This window comes from Shewanella sp. MTB7 (assembly GCF_027571385.1).
Lineage (GTDB): Bacteria > Pseudomonadota > Gammaproteobacteria > Enterobacterales > Shewanellaceae > Shewanella.
The window spans coordinates 6,303,000-6,329,194 of record NZ_CP085636.1 but is presented as its reverse complement, the minus strand read 5'-3'; the positions used below and the strand labels follow the sequence as shown (position 1 = coordinate 6,329,194).

At 42.3% G+C, this 26,195-nt stretch carries 20 protein-coding genes and 1 tRNA gene; 17 read left to right on the top strand and 4 right to left on the bottom strand.

Going from position 1 to position 26,195, the window contains the following annotated elements:
- The first annotated feature begins 42 nt into the window (after window positions 1-42).
- Window positions 43-1,407: a bifunctional UDP-N-acetylglucosamine diphosphorylase/glucosamine-1-phosphate N-acetyltransferase GlmU gene (gene glmU / locus HWQ47_RS27740; protein ID WP_269969145.1), complete on the top strand. Its 1,365-nt coding sequence runs from the start codon at window positions 43-45 to the stop codon at window positions 1,405-1,407.
- 74 nt (window positions 1,408-1,481) lie between these two features.
- On the opposite strand, the gene HWQ47_RS27735 is transcribed toward glmU, so the two are convergent.
- The 3 genes from HWQ47_RS27735 to speB form a co-directional block, all read right to left on the bottom strand.
- A complete protein-coding gene (locus HWQ47_RS27735; protein ID WP_269969144.1) occupies window positions 1,482-2,513 on the bottom strand; it encodes a PTS sugar transporter subunit IIC in 1,032 nt (343 codons plus the stop codon).
- Window positions 2,514-3,091: 578 nt separating this feature from the next.
- A complete protein-coding gene (locus HWQ47_RS27730; RefSeq protein ID WP_269969143.1) occupies window positions 3,092-4,015 on the bottom strand; it encodes a DMT family transporter in 924 nt (307 codons plus the stop codon).
- 146 nt (window positions 4,016-4,161) lie between these two features.
- Window positions 4,162-5,145: an agmatinase gene (gene speB / locus HWQ47_RS27725; protein WP_269969142.1), complete on the bottom strand. Its 984-nt coding sequence runs from the start codon at window positions 5,143-5,145 to the stop codon at window positions 4,162-4,164.
- 158 nt (window positions 5,146-5,303) lie between these two features.
- Between speB and HWQ47_RS27720 the strand changes: the two genes are divergently transcribed.
- The 9 genes from HWQ47_RS27720 to HWQ47_RS27680 all read left to right on the top strand — a co-directional run bounded on the left by HWQ47_RS27720 (window position 5,304) and on the right by HWQ47_RS27680 (window position 15,341).
- Entirely contained in the window at window positions 5,304-6,185 is an 882-nt protein-coding gene (locus tag HWQ47_RS27720; protein ID WP_269969141.1) for a LysR family transcriptional regulator, read from the top strand.
- A 522-nt stretch (window positions 6,186-6,707) separates the two neighbouring features.
- Window positions 6,708-7,919 (top strand): FAD-dependent oxidoreductase, encoded by a 1,212-nt coding sequence (locus HWQ47_RS27715; protein ID WP_269969140.1) that lies wholly within the window; start codon window positions 6,708-6,710, stop codon window positions 7,917-7,919.
- A 12-nt stretch (window positions 7,920-7,931) separates the two neighbouring features.
- The gene (gene trxA / locus HWQ47_RS27710; RefSeq protein WP_269969139.1) at window positions 7,932-8,246 is read left to right on the top strand and encodes a thioredoxin TrxA; all 315 of its coding nucleotides are present in this window, start codon (window positions 7,932-7,934) and stop codon (window positions 8,244-8,246) included.
- Between the two features lie 16 nt (window positions 8,247-8,262).
- The gene (gene grdA, locus HWQ47_RS27705) at window positions 8,263-8,730 is read left to right on the top strand and encodes a glycine/sarcosine/betaine reductase complex selenoprotein A (RefSeq protein ID WP_269969138.1); all 468 of its coding nucleotides are present in this window, start codon (window positions 8,263-8,265) and stop codon (window positions 8,728-8,730) included.
- A 72-nt stretch (window positions 8,731-8,802) separates the two neighbouring features.
- The gene (grdC, locus tag HWQ47_RS27700; RefSeq protein WP_269969137.1) at window positions 8,803-10,350 is read left to right on the top strand and encodes a glycine/sarcosine/betaine reductase complex component C subunit beta; all 1,548 of its coding nucleotides are present in this window, start codon (window positions 8,803-8,805) and stop codon (window positions 10,348-10,350) included.
- Window positions 10,351-10,363: 13 nt separating this feature from the next.
- On the top strand, window positions 10,364-11,518 hold the full coding sequence (grdD, locus tag HWQ47_RS27695) for a glycine/sarcosine/betaine reductase complex component C subunit alpha (protein WP_269969136.1): 1,155 nt from the start codon (window positions 10,364-10,366) through the stop codon (window positions 11,516-11,518).
- Window positions 11,519-11,641: 123 nt separating this feature from the next.
- On the top strand, window positions 11,642-12,685 hold the full coding sequence (gene selD / locus HWQ47_RS27690; protein WP_269969135.1) for a selenide, water dikinase SelD: 1,044 nt from the start codon (window positions 11,642-11,644) through the stop codon (window positions 12,683-12,685).
- A gap of 55 nt (window positions 12,686-12,740) precedes the next feature.
- Window positions 12,741-14,033 (top strand): glycine/sarcosine/betaine reductase component B subunit, encoded by a 1,293-nt coding sequence (locus HWQ47_RS27685; protein ID WP_269969134.1) that lies wholly within the window; start codon window positions 12,741-12,743, stop codon window positions 14,031-14,033.
- A gap of 12 nt (window positions 14,034-14,045) precedes the next feature.
- On the top strand, window positions 14,046-15,341 hold the full coding sequence (locus HWQ47_RS27680; protein WP_269969133.1) for a glycine/betaine/sarcosine/D-proline family reductase selenoprotein B: 1,296 nt from the start codon (window positions 14,046-14,048) through the stop codon (window positions 15,339-15,341).
- A 60-nt stretch (window positions 15,342-15,401) separates the two neighbouring features.
- On the opposite strand, the gene HWQ47_RS27675 is transcribed toward HWQ47_RS27680, so the two are convergent.
- Window positions 15,402-15,794: a GrdX family protein gene (locus HWQ47_RS27675; RefSeq protein ID WP_269969132.1), complete on the bottom strand. Its 393-nt coding sequence runs from the start codon at window positions 15,792-15,794 to the stop codon at window positions 15,402-15,404.
- 482 nt (window positions 15,795-16,276) lie between these two features.
- Between HWQ47_RS27675 and HWQ47_RS27670 the strand changes: the two genes are divergently transcribed.
- The 7 genes from HWQ47_RS27670 to HWQ47_RS27640 all read left to right on the top strand — a co-directional run bounded on the left by HWQ47_RS27670 (window position 16,277) and on the right by HWQ47_RS27640 (window position 26,047).
- Window positions 16,277-16,368 (top strand) — tRNA-Sec (locus HWQ47_RS27670).
- Between the two features lie 91 nt (window positions 16,369-16,459).
- Window positions 16,460-17,824, top strand: a complete 1,365-nt coding sequence (gene selA, locus HWQ47_RS27665; protein ID WP_269969131.1) for an L-seryl-tRNA(Sec) selenium transferase — start codon at window positions 16,460-16,462, stop codon at window positions 17,822-17,824.
- On the top strand, window positions 17,812-19,647 hold the full coding sequence (selB, locus tag HWQ47_RS27660) for a selenocysteine-specific translation elongation factor (protein ID WP_269969130.1): 1,836 nt from the start codon (window positions 17,812-17,814) through the stop codon (window positions 19,645-19,647). Before selA ends, selB begins: the two co-directional genes overlap by 13 nt.
- A 495-nt stretch (window positions 19,648-20,142) precedes the next feature.
- Entirely contained in the window at window positions 20,143-21,336 is a 1,194-nt protein-coding gene (locus tag HWQ47_RS27655) for a dicarboxylate/amino acid:cation symporter (protein ID WP_269969129.1), read from the top strand.
- Window positions 21,337-21,398: 62 nt separating this feature from the next.
- Window positions 21,399-22,610, top strand: coding sequence for a glycine C-acetyltransferase (locus HWQ47_RS27650; RefSeq protein ID WP_269969128.1), 1,212 nt, complete (start codon window positions 21,399-21,401; stop codon window positions 22,608-22,610).
- Between the two features lie 46 nt (window positions 22,611-22,656).
- Complete coding sequence (gene tdh, locus HWQ47_RS27645; RefSeq protein ID WP_269971877.1) at window positions 22,657-23,682, top strand: L-threonine 3-dehydrogenase; 1,026 nt, start codon at window positions 22,657-22,659, stop codon at window positions 23,680-23,682.
- 229 nt (window positions 23,683-23,911) lie between these two features.
- Window positions 23,912-26,047, top strand: a complete 2,136-nt coding sequence (locus HWQ47_RS27640) for a TonB-dependent siderophore receptor (RefSeq protein ID WP_269969127.1) — start codon at window positions 23,912-23,914, stop codon at window positions 26,045-26,047.
- The last annotated feature ends 148 nt before the right edge of the window (window positions 26,048-26,195 follow it).

The following is a 26,195-nucleotide window of genomic DNA, read 5'->3' as shown; positions in this document are numbered from 1 at the left end:
CCAATCTCGTTATAATAATCAGCATTAGCTCAAGGATAACTCATGGCATTGAACGTAGTGATTTTGGCTGCAGGTAAGGGAACTCGCATGCGCTCAGATCTCCCTAAAGTGTTACACCCTATAGCCCATAAGAGCATGGTTCAACATGTGATCGACACAGCACATAAGGTGGGAAGCGACGAAATTCAGCTGGTATATGGCTATGGTGCCGAAAAGCTTAAGAGTGTGTTGGGAGAGCAGCAGCTAAATTGGGTTTTACAAGCTGAACAGCTTGGTACTGGCCATGCAGTCGCTCAGGCAAACTCCAATATTGCTGATGACGATACTGTGCTTATTCTTTATGGCGATGTGCCTTTAATTCAAAGTACTACCCTTGAAACTCTGCTTGCTGCCCGCGAAGATAATGGTCTAGCCATTCTTACCGTTAATCTTCCTAATCCAACAGGTTATGGCCGTATCGTGCGTGAGGCGGGCAAAGTTGTGGGCATTATTGAGCAGAAAGATGCCAATGCTGAACAGCTGACGATTAATGAGATCAACACAGGTATTATGGCGGCGTCAGGTAAGCAGCTTAAAACTTGGCTTGGTCAGTTATCTTCTGACAATGCTCAGGGTGAATATTACCTAACTGATATCGTTGCGATGGCTCATAAAGATGGTGTGGTGATCACGACGGCTCAGCCTGAATCGGCGATTGAAGTGGAAGGTGCTAATAACCGAGTACAACTGGCTCAATTGGAGCGAGCTTATCAAGCGCGTGCTGCTGAGAAGTTGATGCTTGAAGGCGCTAATCTCAGAGACCCAGCCCGTATTGATATTCGCGGTGACGTGACTGTGGGCATGGATGTGATGATCGATATCAACGTCATTATTCAAGGTAAAGTGACCATAGGCAACAATGTGACTATCGGCGCTGGCGCGATCCTTATCGATTGTGATATTAGCGACAATGCTGAAATTAAACCTTACTCTATCGTTGAAAATGCCAAAATGGGTGTGGCTTCGAGTGCTGGGCCTTTTGCACGTTTACGTCCAGGCGCTGAGCTTAAAACCGACGCTCATGTCGGGAATTTCGTTGAGATGAAAAAAGCGGTGTTGGGTGAAGGCTCTAAAGCGGGTCATCTGGCTTATATTGGTGATGCACAAATCGGCAGTGGTGTGAATATTGGCGCCGGAACGATTACCTGTAACTATGATGGTGCAAATAAACATCTAACGGTTATTGAAGATAACGTCTTTGTGGGTAGTGATACTCAACTGATTGCTCCAGTGACCATAGGTAAAGGTGCGACCTTAGGTGCGGGCTCTACCATTAGTAGCAATGTCGCTGCTAACGAACTTGTTATCACTCGAGTTAAGCAGCGTCATTTAAGTGGCTGGGTAAGACCGGTAAAGAAGAAATCGTAATTATTGCTGTAATTAAAAAGCGACCTGTTTAGGTCGCTTTTTTGTTCTTTAAGTAACAATTTCAGCTCTTAAGTTTAGCTTGCTGGTGCATCTGGAGTTGCGATTGTCTCAAGAGGTTTCTTATTGAACATTTGGTAAACTTTCACACCTATCATACCGCCGACAAGTCCACATACCATGGCGATGCCTAGCACGGTTAACACTTCTGATGCTGGGTTGAAAGCAAAGGGCGCTAACATGCCTGGAATAGGGGCTGCCGTACCCGGTGCATCAACACTGATCCCAAAGGAGACTGCAACCATACCTGCTAATGCTCCGCCGATGAAATCTGAACCGTAGATTGGAATAGGGTGACGTGTTGTGATTGCCGCTTGCGTTAATGGCTCTAACATTACACCAGTGATGTTAGCGCGGTTACCTAGTTTTAGTTTGTAGAAAACGTAGCCATTGGTAAATGAACCTGCAAAACAGGCAATACAAGCGATACCCATGGGCAGTCCCGTAAGTCCCATCATGGCAGTCAGTGCCATAGAGCTAAGCGGTGAGGTACAAACTATCTTGATTATGCCACCCAAGAATAGACCCATTAGTAGTGGAGATGCGTAAGTCGCACCTGTAATGGCATTGGATATTATGCTTAATATTAACTGAATGTTAGGTGATATTTCCAGACCGACTATGCGAGCGGCTGGTGCCAGTAGCAGAGCGATAACTATTATATCTAAGCCTTCTGGTAGACGGCGTTGAAATATTGGGATGATAAAGGAGAAGGTATATCCCACCACAAAGCCTTCTAGTATGCCTAGGTTGAGCATAGAAAGGCCGGTAATGACGGCATATACTGGTGAAACTTTGAGGCGTAGCATCACAAGTGTTGCTGCAGCTACACCGCCCAGCCCACCTAAAACAGCCCCTGTTTCACCGAGAAAAGTGAAACCTAAAAAATCACCCATGATGTATTTGTGAATTGCTTCAATCAAGAATGTCGCGATAGCAGCATCAGCTAAACCGGACATGGCCGCGCGACCATTAGGTGCTTTGAGGCTGATGAGTGAAAACAGGGTTAACATGGCGAATAACGCCGCTATTCCTATAAGTATTTCCATATATTTATTCTCTTTTTTATATTTTTGGAATGTTTTAACATCTCTAATTATCGATGCATAGATAGCATTATTTAGTTATTTGAACTCAGTCTCGTTATTCGTAAAATTAGAAACAGTGAGTCAAATAGGTCAAGCTCAGGGGGGAACGCAGACATAAAGGTATATGGGACGAGGACCGATGCGTAGTTGACGCCAAGTTCTTGGCCAACAAAGTGTATGAATCAAATGATAAGTAAGTTGTAGCAACTCAAGGAGAGAGCCGAATAAGAGGAAGTGATTAACCTGACAGGTTAACGTTCCACTGGGTCAATGTAAGCGAATTTTGTTTTCAAACATATAAAATCCTTGGCAATAAATATCAAGTTTAATGTTCGCGTTATAGCTAACCTATTTCTGTGCTCACAATATGCCCAAACCTTGGTTTGATCAAGCTTCTAAATACCGCTTAGTCGATATCGTTTTGATTTTTAGTGTATTTGTGCGCTGCGTCACTAGTTTCAAGGTGATGATTAACGATTCCTTCCTACATAAATTGCACTAGGCATATAAAGTGAGAGTTTACCGTTGGTTTTGCTCTTCTATCTTATCGACAATTTAGTCAATCTTACTTTAATGGTGTCCCACTTCATGTCGAATAGGAATAGTGAAGATACCACTAGCGCTATACCAATCACTTTTTGAGTGGTTATTTGCTCATCCACCATAAAAATCGCTAAGGTAAATGCTGAAAGAGGTAGTACGTTTTGCGCCATATTGGCTCGCTGTACTCCCGTGAGTTTTAGCGCCTGGAAATAGATGACGTAGGCTATTGCAGAACAAACAAAACCTAGTATTAATACACTTGATAAATAGTAGCCATTATCAAATATGATCGACATCTGCGTGATATCTCTACCTTGGACGACCATAACGATAACTAAGGCGGCGGTGGCAAACATAAATTGATAGAACATACTCGAAATGCCATCGTAGCGTTCGGCAAACTTTTTATTGATAAAGCCAGATGCGATAATACTTAATACGCCTAAGATTGCGTATAGATGTCCAAGATTTATGCCGGTAAATTTATTGCTTGGGTCGAAGGCAATACAAAAAGCACCAAAAAAAGAGATGATTACGGCGATGATCTGGGTCACGGTAGGCATGGTGCGATAAATGGGAATACAGATTAACACGGTCAAGATGGAGATCATGCCGTTGATCACCCCAACTTCGGCGGCAGAAATATATTCAAGGGCGAGTAATGTTGTGTAAAAGAGTACTGCCTGACCCAAGATGCCAGCTATTGCCATACTGGGAATATCTCTTATCTGTAACCAAGATTTTTTCTTCTGTAATAGAAATATAATGGCTAGTCCAGCTGCTGCTAATCCATAGCGAGCAATAGAGAAGACGATAGGATCTATTTTCCCGGCAAGTATTGCCGATATTGGGTAGGACGCCCCCCAGATGATGGCACACACCATCGATAATAATAAGCCTGTGGTTTCCGACTTGATCATATTCTACATCCTTAATTAATCTGTAACGAAATATCGCCGACCTCTTATGCCTGTTTAGTTGTGATTGTTTATAGGCATAAGACGATTGACGGTGTATACCTTTTGTATATGAGCAAGCTATAGAGGAATAGCTTGCCGTGGGGTAGTTATACTTCTGTGGCTTTAGCTTGCGATCGGTCGTAGAAGATAAAACCTATGGTATTCATTAACAGTTGTGCGGCTAGAATAGGAGTCGCACCAGTTGGATCGTAGGCAGGAGCTACCTCTACCAAGTCAATACCCACAATTTTTCCAGAACTGCGCTTACTCAAGGCCTGAAGAATTTCCAGTACCTCGTAATAGATGAATCCGCCATGGCTCGGCGTTCCTGTACCTGGCGCAATAGAGGGGTCGAAGGCATCAATATCTATGGTGATATAATAACGTTCGGCTTGAGGGATCTGTGCAAGCACGGCCTCGGTACCAAGGCGTCTGACCTGTCTGACTGAAAGAATATTGGAGCCAGCCTCTATCGCTGCATCATAGTCGCTACGATTCGATGAAGAGACATTGCGGATACCCAGCTGAGTCATACCGGTAATGTGTGACATTTCAGAGGCACGGCGCAGGGGATTACCATGGCCGTAACGAACGCCGTGACGCTCGTCGACAAAATCTAGGTGGGCATCAATATGAATAATGTGTATAGGACCTTGATCGTCAAACGCTCTTATCACTGGGATATGGATCGAGTGATCCCCACCAATAACGATAGGCATAGCGCCCTGAGACAATATTTTGCGTACTGCCGCTTCGGTATTGGCATGACTCTGGTTCATGTCGGTGTGGATGATATCTGCATCTCCTACGTCAACCATGGTGACCTGCTCTTGAGTGAGGTACATCTTGTCATCTTCAAAATCGTAAGCGCCACCATGGCCAAATGAAAATAGAGTCGATGCCTCACGTACTGCTCTTGGTCCAAAACGGGCACCTGAACGCCACTGTGAACCCATATCATTAGGAACACCTAAAATAGCAACATCGGCATCGATAGTTTCCCAGTCGGTACAAACGGGGGATTTTGCAAAAGTACAATGTCCGACAAATGGCAGATTCAATCGACCAGTAGCATAGTTATTCTCACTCATATTTCACTCCTAGATAAATTAAGATCAAACTCTCATTTATTAAAATCAACGATTTATATCTTTAGGTAAATACGAAATATGAGAAGTGTAATTCGTATTGAAACGAACTAAATGGTGTAGATTCGTTCAACACATTTGGTTAGATGGAATAGATAATCATGCAGGTGCAAGATACGGACATACGCTTATTGCGGGTTTTTGATGCCATAGTGAAAGCGGGGAGTTTCTCTGCTGCACAGTCAGTGCTTAATATTAGTGCTTCAACAATCAGCGAGCATATGACTAGACTTGAGGGACGTCTTGGTTTGACGCTTTGTGAAAGAGGGCGCAGTGGTTTCAAACTGACTTTAGTAGGTCAAAGCACATATGAAGCGAGCCAAGAGTTATTTATTTCAATCGATAGTTTTCGTCATAAAATTAGTGATCTTCACAGCGATCTGAGGGGCGAACTTCGTATTGGGGTTATCGATAATACCGTATCTGATATCGATATGCCCCTTATCAGTACGTTACGAAAACTACTTGGGATGTCATGCTCCGTGATACCAAGTATCAAGGTGGGTACTCCATATCAGTTAGAACAAGAGGTATTGAACACCAATCTGCACCTTGCCATTGGCCCTTTTCAACAACAGATTGCTGGCTTGAACTATCAACCCCTGTATATCGAGCGTCATTGTCTTTACTGTTCTAATACCCATCCTTTTTATCATTGTGCTGATGTCACATTCAGTATGCTTAACCAAGCGGCTATTATTTCTCGAATATATCTGTTTGGTCGTGACTTAACTGCTTTAGATGTACAACAAGCGGCTGCTAGCATAGATAATATTGAGGCGCAGGCAACCTTGATACACACAGGTCACTACATAGGTTTTTTACCAAAACATTATGCAAAACAGTGGGTGAAAAAAGGAACATTAAAGCAAATAAAACCCTATGAATTAGAGTCACAGTTTTATTGTATAACCAAGTCAGGAGGAGCGTTGACGAGCTTAACTCAAGTTTTTCTCGATACTTTAAATGGACAGAAAATCTGACTAGAAAAAGTAATGATATATATGAATTAATTTAACTATCAGTACATAGATGTATTTATATGTTTAAGTATCATTAGTTTTTCTAATGATGTTTATTTGTGATTTATAATGAAAAATAAGTATAGAAACAAGCGTCAGCTCACAATAATTTAAATGGGTTAGCTTTAATCTTTGGTCATTAAAGTAATTAAGACGGATTTTTTGTAATGGTAAATATAGCAAATCAACATCGTTGAGTTTCTTATCATCTCGCTAGTATAGCTGAGTTGACCTGTGCAAATCACCCATGCCAACATATTGTTTTTTATTGTAAAATATTAAATAACATAAAGGTGCTCACCTCTTATTTACTAGCTTTTTTCGAGTTAGATTTCTGCTTTCAATCAAGACTGCAAACGTCAGTGTTTTCACATCATTCTATTCAATTATTTTTCTCCCTGTTGTCAGCTTGGCTAGATAAGTGCTGCCGCATATCTGATGACATTTCTATAAGTAATTATTATCAATTAAATGGAAAATATTATGTCTGATCTATATGACATCATCATTATTGGTGCTGGTGCAGGCGGTATGTCCGCTGGGGTTTATGCGGCACGCGGTAAAATGAAAACACTTATTTTAGAAGAAAAACGCAAAGTGGGAGGCCAGGCTGCAACGACAAATGAACTGGAAAATTATCCAGGCATTTTGGAAGCGACGGGTCCTGAGTTGATGGAGCAATTTCGAGCTCATTGTGAAAAGTTTGGTGTCGAATTTAAAAAAGCGACCGTTGATAGTATCTGTGTTTCTGCCGATGGTTTCTTTAAAACAGTGACCACATCAACTGGTGAAGAGTTACAGGCAAAGAGCATAGTGATAGGTACTGGTGCAGCGCCTCGCGTACTGGGTATCAAAGGTGAAAATGAGTTTCGTGGTAAAGGTGTCTCTTATTGTGCGACCTGCGATGCAGATTTTTATGAAGCTCTCGATGTGGTGGTGGTGGGTAGTGGTAATACGGCCGTTGAAGAGTCGGTATTCCTAACCAAGTTTGTCAATAAGGTCACCATGATCGTATTGCATGATGAAGGTATTCTCGATGCTGATCGTACCGCTCAGGAACAAGCCTTTAGTAACAAGAAAATTAACTTCGTCTGGAACTCAGTTGTTGATGAAATTGCTGGTGATGAACTCGTCACAGGTGTGCGGCTAAAGCATCTTAAAACTGGCGAGATAACAGCAGTGCCTTGTGATGGTGTATTCATGTTCGTCGGCACAGTCCCAAGAACTGGTTTTGTAAAAGATTTAGTTGCGTTAACGCCTCAAGGCTATATCAAGGTCAACGAAAAGCAGGAAACCAATATTCCAGGCATTTTCTCTGTTGGTGATGTGACCGATACTTATCTGCGTCAGGTTATTACTGCTGCCGGTGATGGAGCCATTGCTGCGGTAGCTGCGGATCGTTATATCGAAGAGGAAGAAAATTGGCTGGAAAAAGTCGGTCATTTCGATGGTTCTGCTTTAGTTGTTTTCTGGTCGCCGACTAATCCTCAGAGCTTAGAGATTATTGGTGAATTGGAAACTCGTTGTCAGATCTATCCTGATTTACGCATTGTTACGCTCGATACCTACAAAAGCCAAATTATATCTAACCGCTTTGATGTTAAAGAGATCCCTTTGATTATTCGTTTCGAAGCTGGTAAGGAAGTTAAACGAGTTTTAGTCAACAACATGAATGATTTAGATAAACTTTTTTAAGGAGCAAGAATAGTGATTGAACTTAATAAAGATAATTTTGAACAAGAAGTAAATATCGATGGTGTGGTGTTAGTGGATTACTGGAGCGAAAGCTGTGGTCGTTGCATGGAGTTGATGCCTGATATTACTAAGTTAGCGGAAGAGTTTGGTTCACAAATCAAATTTTGTAAGTTGGATATAAAAGGTAGTCGCCGCTTGGCTATGGCTCAAAAAGTGATGGGGCTACCATCAATCGTGTTCTATAAAAACGGAGAGAAGCTTGAGCATCTTTGCGGAGAAGAACTGGAAGTAGCTGAGATCGCTTCCACTATTAAAAAGTATCTATAAATCCTTTGGAGATAAGATGTTCACTAATAAAAAAGTCATTATTTTAGGTGATCGAGATGGTGTTCCTGGTCAAGCAATCGAAGCTTGCATTAACACTACGGGTGCCCAAGTGCTGTTCTCTACTACAGAATGCTTTGTCTGAACAAGCGCAGGCGCTATGGATCTAGAAAATCAAAAGCGGATCAAATCACTCGCTGAAGAATATGGACCAGAAAATGTGGTCGTGATTCTTGGTGGTGCTGAAGCTGAGTCTTCAGGCCTTGCGTGTGAAACTGTCACCAACGGTGATCCAACTTTTGCAGGTCCACTAGCCGGAGTTCAGTTAGGACTCTCTTGTTACCATGTGGTTGAGCCAGAAGTAAAAAATGCAGTCAATGCGGACGTTTATGACGAACAAATTGGCATGATGGAAATGGTATTAGATGTAGACGAAATTGTGGCTGAAGTGAAAAGCTACCGTACCCAGTTTGGTAAATATCTTTAACCGTCATTTAAACATGTAATAACCGGGTTCAGAGAATCTCTGGATCCGGATCTTGATATTCAGGAGCTTCAAATGGGATTTGCAGTAATTAAAGGCATTAGCTATATCCTTGCTCATACACCGGATATTTTAGTTCAGCACGGTGCAGTTCAGGTTGCTACTCGTAAAAGAAACCCACAAGATCCTTATCTTCAGCAGTTGCAGGATCACTTACGGCCCTACAATGAGGTTGTCGCTTATCCGGCTAACCAGTGTTATATCGGTAATATTATGCCTGAAGCACTGACTGATTTGTCACAGCCCTGGTATGAGCACAAAGCTGATGCTGAACGCTTAGGTAAATACGGTGACATCCTGAGTGAGGAGGAGTTTTATGCCTTACTACAACATGTAGATGTGTTTGATCTGGTACTGCTTTCTCCTGAGTTTGTTGCTGCTTATCAAGATAAATTTAACGATCATCCTGTGCTGGGAGCATTGAACCTGCTACAGGACGCGAATACTGAAACGATGGCGAAAATGCAGGCCTTCGTTGATTTACATCAGGCTGAGCCGCTTATCCTTAACGGCGAACTTGTCGGCTGTGTAAAACAAGCTCATGACGAAGATGAGAACTTGTCTGGCCATATTATGTTAGAAAATCTCTGCGCCAAGGCTACCGGAGTTATTGCAGTATTAAACCTCAAGACTCAAGGGATAGATCTGTCGACTGTTGAATACATTATCGAGTGTTCTGAAGAAGCGTGTGGAGATGTCAATCAACGTGGTGGTGGTAACTTTGCCAAAGCCATCGGTGAATCTTCCGGTTGTATTAATGCCACTGGTTCTGATGTACGTGGATTCTGCGCCGCTCCCGCTCATGCATTTACCACCGCCGCGGCCTTGGTTAAAGCAGGCGTGTTTAAACATGTCTTGGTTGTTGCCGGTGGCGCCGTAGCCAAACTAGGCATGAATGGCCGCGATCATGTCGCTAAAAATATGCCGGTATTGGAAGATGTGTTGGCTGGGTTTGCTTGTCTAATCAGCGAGAATGATGGGGTAAACCCGATCATTAATACTGACATTATTGGTCGCCATACCGTGGGGACTGGTTCATCGCCACAAGCGGTGATGACCAGCTTAATCTCTAAGCCATTAACAGATAATGGTATGACAATGCTGCAAATTGACAAGTATTCTGTCGAAATGCACAACCCAGAAATTACCAAGCCTGCTGGTGCCGGAAACGTGCCAGAAGCTAACTACAAAATGATTGCTGCACTTGCAGTAAAAGAGGGCTTACTGGACCGTAAACAGTTGCCTGATTTTGTCATCGAGCACGGTATGCCTGGTTGGGCACCGACTCAGGGCCACATTCCATCAGGTGTGCCATTTGTAGGATTTGGTCGCGATATGATCCTCAATGGCGATATCAATAATTTTATGATGGTGGGTAAGGGCAGCTTGTTCCTCGGACGTATGACCAACTTGTTTGATGGTTTGAGTTTCGTGGTGCAAAAGAACCCAGGTATTACCACAGACTCAGGTATTGATGAAGCTCGTATCAAGCAATTGATTGCCGAGGCGATGAAAAATGTTGCCCAAAACATGCTGACACTCGAACAAGACAGCGCTAAGTAATCAGGAGGCGATTATGGGTAACATAAACAAACAGCTTGCTGATATTTTCAGTGATATGGCTGATGGTTTGTTAAGTGGTCAGTTTGGTGCAAAAAAACGTATAGGGTTAACCTTAGTCGGCAGTGAACATGGCGCTGATGAGTTGCACCGTGCCGCAAAGATGGTGGCTCGTCAGTATCCAGATATTGAGCCTGTGCTTATCGGTCAAACGATAGAAACTGAGTTTGAACTGCATCAAGCTGATGATCTGCATGCTTGCCACAGTGTGATGGAAGCACTCCTTAAAAACAATGAGATAGACGGCTGTGTCACCCTGCATTACAACTTTCCATTAGGGGTAAGTACGTTTGGTAAAGTTGTTACGCCATCTCTTGGACGAGAGATGATAATAGCTTCTACCACTGGCACAACGGATACCCATCGCATTGCGGCTATGCTGAAAAATACCATTAATGGTATTGCTCTGGCGAAGGCGACGGGAATTAACCAGCCGACGGTGGGCATCCTGAATATTGATGGTGCTGCGCTGGTGGAACGCTATCTGAAAAGATTGCAACAGCAAGGTTATGACATCAGGTTTACCGAGTCTTCTCGTGAAGATGGTGGCGTGTGTATGCGCGGTAATGACCTGCTTAAGGGCACGCCAGATGTGATGGTGACTGATAGTCTAACCGGTAATTTAATGATGAAGATGTTCTCATCATTTACTACAGGTGGCAGCTACGAAGCATCGGGTTACGGTTATGGTCCTGGATTGGGAGAGGGCAGCCAGCATCTGGTTGCAATTATCTCGCGCGCATCCGGTGCCCCTGTTATTGCTGGAGCCATGCGATTATGTGCAGACGCAGTTATTGGTCAGGCACTAGCGATTACCGAAGCTGAGATGAAGTTGGCAAAGAAAGCGGGTTTAGATCTGATTTTAACTGAGCTAAAACAAGCTAAAACGGAAGTCGCAACTAAACCTGTGGTGGTCGCGCCAGCGACAAAAATCACCGATGCAGACATTAGTGGTATCGATATTCTTGAGATTGAAGATGCTTGTGAATCTCTTTGGTCTGTGGGGATTTTTGCCCGAACTGGTATGGGATGTACCGGTCCGATAGTGATGATTGCGGCGGCAGATAAAGATAAGGCTAGAGAACACTTACACACTAAGCAGTATTTGTAAGTCAGTTTAATTGCTATGAAAGCCCCGCATGGCGGCGGGGCATTTTTTAGATAAAGACATGGTTAAGTAGCAGAGGTTGGCTTTTATTAAGCAGGCTCTATTCCCTAAATTTTGGAGTTAGACATGAGCGATAAAGTGCGTTTGACGCAAATGACCAAGAAAGCGGGTTGAGCCTCTAAGATTGGCCCTGGTGCCATGGCGCAGGTTCTGCGTTTGATAACCCCTTTGTTCCCTGAACATGAACACCCTAACCTTATGGTTGGTCTAGCCGTTAGTGATGATGCTGCGGTTTACAAAATAAATGACGATGTAGCCGTTATCCAAACTTTGGATTTCTTTACCCCCATTGTCGATGATCCCTATGATTTTGGCGCTATCGCAGCAGCCAATGCATTAAGTGACGTTTATGCCATGGGCGGCGAAGCAACTCTGGCGATGAATATCTTCTGTGTTCCGCCTGAATTGCCTGATGAAGTTGTGGCACAAATTCTCAAAGGTGGCGCAGATAAAGTGCGCGAAGCTGGCGCCGTGCTAGTCGGCGGTCATACCGTTGAAGATAGCGAACCCAAATTTGGCCTGTCGGTCATGGGTATTATTCACCCTTCAAAAGTGCAAACCAAAGCCGCTGTTACTGCTGGAGATGTGTTGGTGTTGACTAAACCCATAGGCAACGGCGTGGTTTCAACGGCGGCTAAACGGGGCAAGGCGACGACTGAGCATATTCAGCTAGCCACTAACAGCATGAAAGCGCTAAACCGCAGCGCGGCTCAAATATTCTCTCGTTATCCCATTAAAGCCTGCACCGATATTACCGGTTATTCCCTCTTAGGGCACGGACTGGAAATGGCGGAGAAGAGTGGCGTCTGTTTACATATTGATGCTAATGCAGTGCCCTTTTTTGATGGTGTGAAGGAGTATGCCGAGCAGGGACTCCTTCCTGGCGGCGCTAAACGAAATCTGGATGAGTATCGGCAGCGATTACATTTTTCCGATGACTTATCAGAACTGTGGCGGCTGAAACTGTGTTGCCCAGAAACCTCTGGCGGCTTGCTTGCTGCTGTGCCGAAAGCAAGTTTGCCTGAATTATTACAAGAATTTTCTAAGCTAGGTGAACCATGTTGGGTGGTTGGACATGCCGAACATGGAGAAGGGATCAGGATTTTCTGATCTGTTAGAAACTAATGTTACATACCATCTATTGTCGTGTTATTTGGAGATATCCATGAAACTTGAAGTTGGCAACATTCACATTGGTGACTTGGTCTTTGGGCCACAAAGTGAATTACTCGGAAATAAACTGGTGATTAATGAGCAGGAACTTAATGCGTTCCTCGTTGACATTGATCATCGCATTTCAAGCATTGAACTGGCCATTGCCAAGCCGGGTGATAGTACCCGTATTATGCCAGTCAAAGATGTCATCGAGCCTAGAGTGAAGGTTGAAGGGAAAGGTCATATTTTCCCTGGTCGCCATCTTGGTGAAGAGGATATGGTTGGTGAAGGGCGTACTCATGTACTTAAAGGTATGTCAGTTGTCACTACAGGCAGCATAGTCGGATTCCAAGAAGGTATCATCGACATGAGTGGTCCTGGTGCTGAATATACTCCTTACTCCTCACTGATGAATCTGGTTATTACCTGTGAAGTTAATGACAAGTGCAATCAATACGATCACGAATTTATCTTACGCATGATTGGGCATGAAGCGGCACGTTGGTTAGGTAAGTTGTCTATTTCAGCCACACCTGATGAGATCGAGACCTACGAAACTAAGCCTATGTTAGAGCAGGCTGCCTTGTATCCAGAACTGCCTAAAGTGGGCTATATCTACATGTTGCAAAGTCAGGGACTATTGCATGACACCTATTATTATGGTGTTGATGTGAAAGGGATCTTGCCAACATTAATGTATCCAACAGAAGTGATGGATGGGGCTATCACCAGCGGCAACTGTGTTTCTGCTTGTGATAAGAACACCTCTTATATTCATCAAAATAGTCCTGTTATTCACGATCTTTATAAACATCATGGCAGTAAATATAACTTCATGGGTGTCATTGTGACTAACGAGAACGTGACGTTGAAAGACAAAGAGCGTTCATCTAATTTCGTCGCCAAGTTGGCAACGCAGATGGGCTGGGATGCCGTCATTGTCAGTGAAGAGGGCTTTGGTAATCCAGACGCCGACTTGATCATGAACAGCCGTAAGTTGACTGAAGCTGGCTTGAAAGTGGTTTTGATGACCGATGAGTATGCTGGTCAAAATGGCGAGAGTCAGTCACTGGCTGATGCACATCCATCGGCAGATGCGGTGATCTCTAACGGTAATGCTAACCAGTTGATCACTCTGCCGCCAATGCAGCGTGTTATTGGGTTGGATTCTTATGCTGATACGGTTGCGGGTGGATTTGACGGTAGTTTACATGCCGATGGCTCTATCACCGTGGAGTTGCAGGCCATTCTTGGTGCTACCTGCGAACTTGGGTTCCATAACTTAACATCTAAGCAAGGTTAAGGTGAGGTTGTTATGACAATTAAAGTTGTACATTATATTAATCAGTTCTTCGGCCAAAAAGGCGGCGAAGAGATGGCACATATTCCGATGGAGGTTGTTGAAGGCCAAGTCGGTGTGGGCGCGCAGTTAAACGCTGCAATGGCAGGTAAGGGTGAAATTACTCATACCATTATTTGTGGTGACTCATATTTTAACGAAAATGAATCACTGAGCTGTTACGGCATTAAAGAGATACTGCAACAGCTTAAGCCTGATTTAGTCGTAGCGGGACCTGCATTTAACGCCGGCCGTTATGGTATGGCTTGTGGTATGGTGGCAAAAGTCGCCCATGAACTGGGTATTACTACGATTTCAGGCATCTATGTTGAAAACCCTGGTTACGAGATGTTCCGTAATTTTGCCTATTTTGCAGAAACATCGAACAGTGCAGCTGGCATGCGAAAAGCCGCTCCTGCTATGGCACATCTTATCAATCGTTTTATTGAAACTGAAGGTAAGTTAGGCTCGCCTGAAGATGAAGGTTATATGCCTCGTGGCTTAAGGGTTAACTATTTTGCTGATAAGCGCGGCTCTGAGCGTGCAGTTGATATGTTAATTGCTAAGCTTGAGGGCACTACCACTACTGAATACCCAATGCCGGTGTTCGATCGTGTTGACCCCCAACCTGCGATACTTGATCCCACTACCGCAGTATTTGCCTTAGTGACGTCTGGTGGTGTGGTACCTAAAGGGAATCCAGATAGGATTGAGTCTTCCAGTGCATCAAAGTTTGGTACTTATAGCATTGAAGGGTTGGATACTATTACTTCTGAGACCCATGAAACTGCCCACGGTGGTTATGATCCAGTTGCCTGTAATCAGAATCCAAACCGAGTTTTACCTGTCGATGTTCTACGTGATATGGAAAGAGAAGGTAAGATTGGTAAGTTGCATGATATCTATTATGCAACTGTGGGTAATGGTACCTCTGTTGCTAACTCTAAAGCTTATGGTGAAGCCATCGCCATGGAACTGCTAAAGGCCGGGGTTACTGCTGCCATTTTTACATCCACTTGAGGCACTTGTACTCGTTGCGGTGCAACGATGCTAAAAGAAATTGAAAAAGTAATGCCAGTTGTTCATATTGCGACTGTGGTCCCTATCTCCTTAACTGTCGGTGCTAACCGTATTGTTCCAGCGATTGCTATTCCGCATCCACTGGGCGATCCAAAAGCAACGCCAGAGGAAGAGAAGCACCAACGTCGTATGTTGGTAGAAAAGGCGATTAAGGGTCTGATGACTGAGATAACCGATCAAACGGTATTTTAATCACTCTTGCTGTTTGTTGTGAATAAAAAAGCCCCGAATGGGGCTTTTTTATTGGTCGAACTAGCGTAGCGATTTTAGAGCCGACAACATGAGTTCTTTATCCACTAATTGAAAGTCAGCATCTGACTTGAGGGTAGGTTTAGGTTTATTAATCCCTACTAGTTTGGTATTGTATTTTTGGATTGCGGACTCAATCATCTCTAATGAGTGCATATCTAGAGAGGCCTGCCCCTGAATTTCTGGTTTAACTTGTATTAATATAGATCGATAAGGCGTTTCCCAAGGTTTTATACTACCCGCTAAAGGGTGTGTTACTAATTTGGCCCCTGCATGGATTTGATCTCTGCATTGGTTAATAACATCAATATTACTCTCGGCAACGATCTGAGTTGGAAATAACATGTCATTGAGTAAGCTAGGATTGTTTGATATTAAAATAAGTTTTTTATTCATTATTAAATCACTCAGTATTAGTAATGTATTTTATGGAGTGTTGACGTTATGGTATTAATTTTAATCTGAACTTAAACTTTTCAGGTTATTAACCTTTTTAGATAAAGTTCTCAGTAGTTTTATCAGTTAAATATATAGATTATTCACTGTAATACTAATCTATTGTTGGGCTTTGTCATTATGTTTATTATTTTATTCTTCATTAATAAGTTTTGGATTTTTTAGCATTTACTAATGATTAGCATGTTGCTTAAATGTTTTATTATTCATTATTTTTCAGTTGGTTAGGTATGGTTTTAACTTTAATTTAGAACCGGTTTTTTTATGCTAAATCAATGGGTTTAAATTTGTTTTTATCAATTATGGATACTCGATCTCTCTTTGTTTTATAAAAACTGTTATTTTGTTAGTTAGCTCACAAGTTCAATTTTATCAAGTTGAATAGGGTTAGGTGAGTCTGTATTGTTCATTGCAACAAATAAGGAAGTGGATGGGATCTGGTGGTCTCCGCGGTCTTCAAAACCGATGTCGGCTTTATTAGCCGTGGCAGGTTCGATTCCTGCTCCTTCCGCCAATTAATGTTATTTCCAGTAATGACATTAATAAGAGTACAATTCTTATTTTAATGTTTCTGGTGATTTATATATTTGCGTTAAGGCTGAAACATGTCTATCCAAAATGCTGCCCAATTTCCCCAAATTGAAAAAATAATTCAACAACCTTTTCTTGCTCCCTATGTTGAAACCTTAAGTCGTCAGTTTGTCTCCCGTATCGTCAAGAATATCGTTGCTGAATATAAGCAAGAGTGCATTGATGCCGGTGGTTTTTCTCATTTCAGTAGTGATCGACTCTATTCACTCATAGAACTTAGCTGTAAAACCTTCCAACGCCAACGTCTGAGAAAGGTCATTAACGCCACTGGCGTGGTGGTTCATACGAACCTAGGTCGCTCTCCCATTGATCCCGAGTTGTGGCTATCGGTGACAGAACTCAATACCGGCTACTGTAACCTTGAACTTGATCTGCACACGGGGAAACGGGGTAAGCGTAAAGGCATGCTTCCTAGACTGATGCACGAGTTAGTAAAAGGTGAGGACACCTTGGTGGTTAACAATAATGCTGCCGCTATCTATTTGATGTTGCATGAACTGGCTAAAGGTAAAGAGGTCATTGTTTCACGGGGAGAGCAAGTTCAAATTGGAGGTGGCTTTCGTATTCCGGATATTTTGGCACAGTCAGGTGCAAAATTGGTCGAGGTTGGTGCAACCAATATCACGACGTTGGAAGATTATCTCGATGCGGTAACTGATAATACCGCAATGGTATTAGTGGTACACACTTCTAACTATAAGATCCGTGGTTTTACTCAATCACCGGATCTGTCTGAACTGGCAAAATATCTACCTGATCATGTTATTTTAGCCGTGGATCAAGGCTCTGGTATGACTACCGAATCCTTTCCTGATGAATTGAGTGTCAGCCATTACTTAAGAGCGGGCGTCGACCTTGTTTGTTTCTCTGGTGATAAAATTATCGGTGGTCCTCAGTCTGGTTTTATCACAGGTAAACAAATGCTTATCGAGAGAATGGAAAAGAATCCTATGATGCGGGCTTTTCGGCCGGGACGAATTATCTATTCCCTTTTGGAAGAGTTATTAGTGCGCAAGTTGAATGCTGATAATGCGGGTAGAGGGATTGCTGAAAGTCGTTTTCGAAGACCTGAGAGTGAGCAGCGTGCTATGGCGGAAAAATTAGCAGCCTTATCCCCAGATCAATTGAGTGTAGTACCAAGTCAAATGACGATTGGTGGTGGATCCTTACCCGATGAAAACTTTCCCTCTTGGTCCTTGCAAGTTCACATGAGTCAATCCCCGGATCGACTACTCAATATCATGCGTAGTTGGCCTATTCCTGTTATCGGCATGGTTAAACATGACAAGGTGTTACTGAGCATGGCCACGCTATCGAGTAAAGAGTTGGAATATGTAGCGACTCAAATGAAGGAGTTACTTGAAGTATGCATTTTGTAATTGGTACGGCTGGCCATGTAGATCATGGTAAGACAGCTCTGATTAAAGCACTGACAGGCATCGAAACGGCGCATTTACCCCAAGAAAAAAATCGTGGTATGACAATCGATCTCGGTTTTGCTCATTTTAATGATGAGCAAAACAATATGATTGGAGTTATTGATGTTCCTGGTCACGAACGTTTTATCCGTAACATGGTGGCGGGTGTCTGGAGTCTGGACATGGTGCTATTTGTGGTCGCGGCCGATGAAGGCTGGATGCAGATGTCGACGGATCATCTAAGAGTGATTCAAGCCATGGGGATTAAGCAGGTGTTGCTGGTGATCACTAAGGCTGATTTAGTCGATCAGCAGACACTAGAACTTGTTGAGGAGGAAGCATTAGAGCAGTTTATGGATGTTGCAGGAATTTTGCCTGACTCCGTCTCTGTGTCAGCTCATCAAGATATAGGTATTAATGAATTAAAGCGGAAAATAGGTCATCAATTAAGCATACTACAGCGTCCAATATTGGCCCAAGGCGCTCATCTGTATATTGACCGCATCTTTACCGTAAACGGCATAGGGACAACAGTGACTGGGAGTCTTTGTGGCGGTGAGTTTCATGTTGGCCAAAAGTTGATCATCCAGCCGAGTGGACAAGCAGTACAGGTGAAGAGTTTACAGTCTTATCATCAGAGTATTGAAAAAGCTGAGATGGTTTCACGGGTAGCGGTATGTTTGAAAGGGGTTAAGAAAAAAGAGCTTGAACGGGGCTATTGTTTAATTCCAGCAGACAATAAAGGTAATATTAAAAACATTGTCATGGATGAATGTATAGTTAGGTTAGATGAGTTGCCTGAAAAAGGGACATGTCGTAACAACAGTGAGATTGAAGTCGCTCTAGGTACTTTTAATACGCGCGCAACTATTTTCTTTTTTAAAGATACTCGTCTGGCTAGGATTCGTCTAAAGCAAAGCGCTAGCTGTTTTTGGAATCAACGGATTTTGTTGATTCAACATGGCGGCAGTAAAATTCTCAATAGTGGCAGTATATTGTGGACCGGTATGGTGCCGCGTCATATGCGGACACTCTTGGCAGCGCTACTTGATAAAGCACCGGAAACATTGCAGTGGTGTGATTACATTAAGTTGAATCTGCAACTGTATGGTTATGCTCAAGCTGAAGATATGGATCTTGAACTTGGTGGTGATATTATTCGCTGTGACGATTGGCTATTTCTCCCAGCTAGTTACCAAACAACACAGAATCAAGTGTTAGCTCTGTTAGAAAGTGGGCCCATGTCGTTCTCTTTGATGGAGCTAAGTAGCAAATTAAATATACCCGCTTCAGCACTTAAACCCGTGTTAACCGCCTTGCTGAATAATGGTCAGTTACGCTGCGATGAACTGTTATATAGTTTGGGAAATGGTCATTCAGAAGAGTCCTTATCTGATGTGGGCAAAAAGATTTTAGGTTTGATTAGATCGAATGATAAACAAGGCTTTGAAGCCGATAAAGAGAAGGTTGCTGGTGCCCAAAAAGAGCTGAGAAACTTGGTTAGGCAGGCGTTTGTCGTGCCACTTGAGGGTAAAATTTACTATGATTGCGAAGTTTATGAGCAGCTAATGGCCGATATTATTTGTGGTTACCAGTTACATGAACGTTTTACCATCGCAGAAGCGCGCGAGCGCACAGGTTTATCCCGTAAGTACATTATTCCAATTCTTAATAGAATGGAGAAAGATGGGTGGATAAAACGATACGAGAATGATCGAGAAGTACTGAAATTATTTAATTTTTCATTTCCTGATATTAGTCTTGACGTTAATAGTTTTGTTTAGCAAGTTATTTCGTGTGAACTAAACAGTATGTTTACAAAATAAGTGCTTCTTATTTTACGGTATGTATCCGTTTTAATTAGATAACATTTTAAGGTGTTTAAAATATAAACTAAACCGTGTTGATCTATGTGATCTACGCGGTTTTTATCGTGTTTAAAAGTGATGGTATTGTTTGCGGTTTGTTGCTTTTTAATCTTTGGTGTTAACCATATTATTGGAGAATGCTTGTTTTGGAGTTCCCGCACAGCACCCAATATCTAAGTGTGACCTGTGTCATATTCTGGTTGAGTATTCATCATAATAAATAGACTGTAAATATATTGCCTGTATTGTAATAGTCCACTGAAATAAACAGTGATTAATATTTAAAAACTTATAAATATAGATGTTAATGATAAATAATCCATATTGTCTAAAGTCTATGTTAGATATTTATACAAACATGTACACAGACAATAATACTTTTATTATAATGATTAAATAAAGGGTTGTGTAATGAAGTTAATACTAAAGCTCGTTGCTGGAATTGTGTTAGGTATTCTGCTTGGCCTGTTCTCTCCTGATGTTATTATTCGCATGATGTTGACCATTAAGGAACTTGGTGGTCAGTTGATTGGGTTTACTATTCCACTTATTATTTTATTCTACATTGCAAGTGGTATTGCCAGTCTGCCACAAAATTCCGGTTCACTGTTAAGTAAAACAATATTGTTATCTTATGGCTCTACTATTATCGCGGGTAGTTTAGCCTTTTTAGTGGCAAGCGCTGTTATTAGTAACTTGACTGATATTTCTGCTGTCACTGTGAATGATACGTTCCAATTGACGAGTCTGCTCTCCCTCGATATCCCTCCTATATTTGGTGTAATGACTGCGCTTGCGTTGGCATTTATATTCGGTATCGGTATTAGTGTTAATCAGAGCTTGAATCTTAAACTAGTGGTTGATGAAGGCCGGGCAATCATAGATAAGGTCCTCGGCAAGGTAATCATCCCATTACTGCCTTTCTATATTGCTGGTGTATTCACAGAGATGGCGGCTCAGGGCACAGTGTTTGATACCCTAGCAACCTTTGGTGTTGTGTTGGCGTTGGCTATAGTGATGCATTGGTTATGGCTAAGTGTGCAATATACGATTGCTGGTTTGGTGGTGGGTAAATCTCCTATTCATCTGATTAAAACCATGTTGCCAGCGTATTTTACTGCTATTGGTACCATGTCTTCTGCTGCAACCATTCCAGTGACTTTAGCGCAAACTAAGAAAAATGGTGTCAGCCCTGCAATTGCTGATTTTACCATTCCTTTGTGTGCGACGATTCACCTGTCTGGTTCTACAATTACTCTGGTCACTTGTGCTACCGCTGTTATGGCATTGAGCCAGCATATCGCGATCCCTTCATTATTCGAGATGTTACCTTTTATTCTAATGCTAGGAGTCACTATGATTGCAGCGCCTGGCGCTCCAGGTGGTGCGGTAATGGCGGCCTTAGGATTAATGGCAACAATGTTAGGTTTTGGTGAGGCTGAGTTGGCATTAATGATTGCACTCTATTTGGCACAAGATAGCTTTGGTACTGCGTGCAACATTACGGGAGATGGTGCTATCTCTTTGTTAGTGGATAAATTTTCTGAGAAAGAAGTGATTACGACTCCAGAGCCTGCGAGTCAAGCTGAAGCTCGTACGGAATAGCTAGCGTTAAATTATGATTGTTAAGAACGCGCCTTCGGGCACCAGTAATTAAGGAATTGGTAATGTCTAAAATATTTTATCAGCAATTAGCAAAACAGCTTAATGATGTCAAAGAGGAGGGGTTATTTAAGGGGGAGCGTGTCATTACTTCTGCGCAGAAGGCTTCGGTTGCCATTTTGAATGCCCAAGGCGAGCAGGATGATAACGAAGTACTTAACTTCTGTGCTAACAACTACCTAGGTTTAGCTAATCACCCTGAATTGATTAAGGCTGCGAAAGAGGGCCTAGATAAGCATGGTTTTGGTATGGCGTCGGTGAGATTTATTTGCGGCACCCAAGATCAGCATAAAGAGTTAGAGTGCAAGCTTTCTGATTTTCTGGGTACTGAAGACACGATTCTATATACCTCTTGTTTTGATGCTAATGGTGGTTTATTTGAAACCATTTTAGGTGCTGAAGATGCGGTTATTTCTGATGCGCTAAATCATGCATCGATCATCGATGGTGTTCGTCTGTGTAAGGCAATGCGCTACCGTTATGCCAACAATGATATGGCTGAGTTAGAACAGCAGTTGATTGCTGCGGACGCTGCAGGTGCTAGGCATAAGCTTATCGTGACTGATGGCGTATTCTCTATGGATGGCGTAGTGGCAAATCTTCCAGGAATTTGTGACTTAGCCGATAAGTACAATGCATTGGTGATGATTGATGATTCTCATGCTGTTGGCTTTATGGGTGGTAACGGTCGTGGTACCCATGAATTCCATGATGTGATCAATCGTATCGACATTATTACCGGAACGTTAGGTAAGGCGATGGGCGGAGCATCTGGTGGTTATACATCAGGTAAGCAGGAAGTGATTGACTGGTTACGTCAACGCTCACGCCCTTATCTGTTCTCCAACTCGTTAGCTCCATCTATTGTTTCAGCTTCTCTTCGAGTTATTGATTTATTACAGGAAAATGCTGAACTCCGTGATCGTCTTTGGGAGAATTCTATTCATTTCCGTACTGAAATGACGGCGGCTGGTTTTACGATGGGAGGCGCAGATCATGCCATCATTCCTATCATGCTAGGGGATGCCAAAGTGGCTGCTGAGTTTGCCGAGAGAGCATTGGAAAAGGGCATCTATGTTGTTGGTTTCTCTTTCCCTGTAGTGCCTAAAGGCCAAGCTCGAATTCGTACTCAGATGTCTGCAGGGCACAGCCGTGAGCAATTGGATAAAGCCATTAAGGTATTTATTGCAGTCGGTAAAGAGATGGAACTCATCTAATTTACTCATTTATGTTTTTATTTGTTATTTTGGAAACGTTATGAAAATCAAAGCACTTTCGAAATTAAAGGCAGAACCTGGCATTTGGATGACCGAAGTTGAAAAACCTGAGGTCGGCCATAACGATATTTTGATAAAAATTAAGAAAACAGCCATCTGTGGTACTGATATCCATATCTACAATTGGGATGAATGGTCACAAAAAACTATCCCGGTTCCTATGGTCGTTGGTCACGAGTACGTAGGTGAAGTGGTTGGTATTGGTGAAGAGGTTCGCGGTTTTAATATTGGTGACCGTGTGTCTGGTGAGGGCCATATTACCTGTGGTCATTGTCGTAATTGTCGTGGTGGGCGTACGCACTTGTGTCGCAACACTATCGGCGTTGGCGTAAATCGTACTGGTGCTTTTTCTGAGTATTTAGCTATACCTGCATTCAATGCGTTTAAAATCCCAAATAATATCAGTGATGATATAGCCTCAATTTTTGATCCACTAGGCAATGCTGTTCATACTGCGCTCTCTTTTGATTTAGTCGGTGAAGATGTATTGATCACGGGTGCTGGTCCGATTGGTATTATGGCAGCAGCCATTGCTAAGCATGTTGGCGCACGCCATGTGGTTATTACTGACGTTAACGAGTATCGGTTGGACTTAGCTCGTAAGATGGGGGTCACTAGAGCCGTCAATGTCGCTGAAGAAAAAATCGAAGATGTGATGACCGAATTGGGCATGACCGAAGGTTTTGATGTGGGATTAGAGATGTCCGGTGCTTCTCCCGCTTTCAATAGCATGCTTAAGAATATGAACCATGGTGGCAAGATTGCATTACTGGGTATTCCACCAGCAGATATGCGCATCGATTGGAATCAGGTTATTTTTAAAGGCATTATCATTAAAGGTATTTATGGTCGTGAGATGTTTGAAACCTGGTACAAGATGGCAAGTTTAATCCAGTCAGGCTTAGATATCACCCCCATTATTACTCATCATTTTAATATTGATGATTTCCAGCGCGGTTTTGATGCAATGCGTTCGGGGCAATCAGGAAAAGTTATTCTTGATTGGGAATAATCAATGATTTAATACGATGTATTGAAAGCTCAAGGTCCCGAAGTTTGAGCTTTCTCACTGTATAAAAAGCGCCAGCAATGGCGCTTTTTTGTTTTTAGCCAATCATATAGGGACAATAGTGATCCTGTTCACATTAAAGAAAATATAATAAAAAAAGTAATGCAAATAAGATTGATTATCATTAATGTTGGGGTCAATTATTCATTAATGCTTTCCAATAGGGTCGGTAATGTCATTTAAAATTTCTTGTATCAGCGTCGCTGTTACAGCTGCACTAGCTTCATTTTCCAGTTTTGCACAAGAGCAATCGAGTGATGAAGTCTATGCTGTAAATAATATTGAGCGTATTACCGTCACTGGTCGCAGCTTTAATGATTACAAAGCAGGTACGGCATCTGGTGCGATGCGTGGTGATATCGATTTAATGGACACGCCGCAGTCGGTAGTGGTTATTCCAAGCTTTGTTACTGATGAACAATTAGCAACTAACTTAGCTGAAGTGCTAACTAACGACTCTTCAGTGACAGCAGGGAGTGAAAAGTGGAATCGTCAACAGTTCTCTATACGTGGGTTCTCACTTGATTCTGGTAGTGGTTTCTTAGTCAATGGCCACCAACATTGGTCTCATTACATACAGCCAACAGAGACTCTTGAGGCTGTAGAGGTCCTAAAGGGACCGTCATCTATGCTGTACGGTCAATCAGGTCCAGGTGGTTTGATTAACATGGTGACCAAAAAGCCCACTTACGATGATTTATTCAATTTAAAATTTGATACTGATGAATACGGTTCTACACGCTTTCAAGTGGATGCGGGTGGGGCGCTTAATGAAGAACAAACAGTGCGCTATCGCAGCATGTTAGTGAAACAAGACGCTACATACTCATCTGAATATTTAAATGGTGAGAATAAAGAGCGTGATCGTTTACTTGCACTAATCGCATTAGATTTTGATTTAACTGATGATCTGACACTATCGGTTAAATATGATACTACATCTGATAAAACAGGCTTAGATTCAGGTAGCTGGTTAAATAAAGACGGTGAAGTGATTGGCGGTCGCGATACTATTTGGGAAATGCCTTGGGCCTTTATTGATTTCACTGTCTCAAATATAGGTGGTGATTTGAACTGGTATATTACTGATAACTGGCAGATGAAGATGGGTTATAACCATCAGATGTATGAACGTCAGCGCTTCGCTTCATCACCAACCTACACCCCAACGCCAGAACTTGGTTACGATGTTAAGCCGTTCGATCGCCATGATGATTGGCAATATAAAACCGCTTATGTTGATTTTACCGGAACCTTCTCCACTGGCGGTATTGACCACCAGTTGTTAGTTGGGGCTAATATGCTTGATTATTACTATGGGCAATTAATCGAAAGAGGTGTTACATCAACATTTTACCCTGATCAAAATAACTTCCCATTACCTGAGGTTAACTATCATAATGATCCAGATGGAAAGTCTGAAAGTGATTATTATCAATATGGCTTCTATGTTCAAGATTTGATGACTTTGACAGATAATTGGAAACTATTATTAGGTGCTCGTTATGACGAGCAGAAGAAAGACGGGAAACCAGAAGAACCTAACAATAATAGCTATGCAGTATCCCCTAAAGTTGGGGTGATTTTCGAACCAACTGATTACGGTAACATTTATTTTAATTATTCTAAGAGCTTTGTGCCTCAAGGTTCGATTAATAATGTAGACGATGTAAACTATGGCGAACATCTAAAACCTAAATTCGGCACTCAATATGAGGTAGGTACGAAGTGGGAACTATTCAATGATAGTTTACTATTAACCGCTGCTGTATTTGATATTACCGTTGAAAACTTCTTAGTTATAAATGAGTTTGATAAAGATGCTAATGGACATGATCAAGAAACGACTCAAAATGGTGGAGATCAGAATCACCGTGGTTTCGAAATGGGTGCTCAAGGCCAGCTGGGTGATAGTTGGTTTATGACGGGTTCTATGATGTACTTAGATGCCGAATATAATACTACGGGTAAAGATGCTAAATTAAATGGTATGACTCCAATTGATGCACCAAAGTGGTCGGCTAATATCTGGACCCGCTATGAAGTGACTGAGGGCTTAGCGCTTAACTTCGGTGCCGTTTATGTGGGCGAACGTTTTGCTGATGATGTTAATACCATAACTAAAGACGGTTATGTGCGTTTTGATTTAGGTGCGGCTTATCAGTGGCAGCTAAGTGGGACCGAGTATAGTGTACGTATGAATGTGCAAAATCTATTTGATGAAGAGTATTTAGGTGGCGGTAGTTACAAAGAAGTGTCTATCGGCGAAAGTCGCAACATAAGCTTGGCGTTACAAGCTAAATTCTAAGTTTAAAACTTAGCGTTAAAACGTATTTTGCCAAGCGAATGGCCTCTATCTCAAATAGGGGCTTTTTTTTGTCTGAATTTCACTCTTATTAAGGTTTCAAACTGGTAAAAAAGTTTCGTTTCACTATAATGCATCTTTCGAAACGAAA

What these genes read in the sequence shown, in the direction of transcription:
- HWQ47_RS27655 (WP_269969129.1), top strand. Translation starts at nt 20,143, where the DNA reads ATGAAGTTAATACTAAAGCTCGTTGCTGGAATTGTGTTAGGTATTCTG.
- selB (WP_269969130.1), top strand. Translation starts at nt 17,812, where the DNA reads ATGCATTTTGTAATTGGTACGGCTGGCCATGTAGATCATGGTAAGACA.
- speB (WP_269969142.1), bottom strand. Translation starts at nt 5,145, where the DNA reads ATGAGTGAGAATAACTATGCTACTGGTCGATTGAATCTGCCATTTGTC.
- HWQ47_RS27715 (WP_269969140.1), top strand. Translation starts at nt 6,708, where the DNA reads ATGTCTGATCTATATGACATCATCATTATTGGTGCTGGTGCAGGCGGT.
- HWQ47_RS27730 (WP_269969143.1), bottom strand. Translation starts at nt 4,015, where the DNA reads ATGATCAAGTCGGAAACCACAGGCTTATTATTATCGATGGTGTGTGCC.
- grdD (WP_269969136.1), top strand. Translation starts at nt 10,364, where the DNA reads ATGGGTAACATAAACAAACAGCTTGCTGATATTTTCAGTGATATGGCT.
- HWQ47_RS27720 (WP_269969141.1), top strand. Translation starts at nt 5,304, where the DNA reads ATGCAGGTGCAAGATACGGACATACGCTTATTGCGGGTTTTTGATGCC.
- HWQ47_RS27640 (WP_269969127.1), top strand. Translation starts at nt 23,912, where the DNA reads ATGTCATTTAAAATTTCTTGTATCAGCGTCGCTGTTACAGCTGCACTA.
- HWQ47_RS27650 (WP_269969128.1), top strand. Translation starts at nt 21,399, where the DNA reads ATGTCTAAAATATTTTATCAGCAATTAGCAAAACAGCTTAATGATGTC.
- HWQ47_RS27735 (WP_269969144.1), bottom strand. Translation starts at nt 2,513, where the DNA reads ATGGAAATACTTATAGGAATAGCGGCGTTATTCGCCATGTTAACCCTG.
- glmU (WP_269969145.1), top strand. Translation starts at nt 43, where the DNA reads ATGGCATTGAACGTAGTGATTTTGGCTGCAGGTAAGGGAACTCGCATG.
- grdC (WP_269969137.1), top strand. Translation starts at nt 8,803, where the DNA reads ATGGGATTTGCAGTAATTAAAGGCATTAGCTATATCCTTGCTCATACA.
- HWQ47_RS27685 (WP_269969134.1), top strand. Translation starts at nt 12,741, where the DNA reads ATGAAACTTGAAGTTGGCAACATTCACATTGGTGACTTGGTCTTTGGG.
- selA (WP_269969131.1), top strand. Translation starts at nt 16,460, where the DNA reads ATGTCTATCCAAAATGCTGCCCAATTTCCCCAAATTGAAAAAATAATT.
- HWQ47_RS27675 (WP_269969132.1), bottom strand. Translation starts at nt 15,794, where the DNA reads ATGAATAAAAAACTTATTTTAATATCAAACAATCCTAGCTTACTCAAT.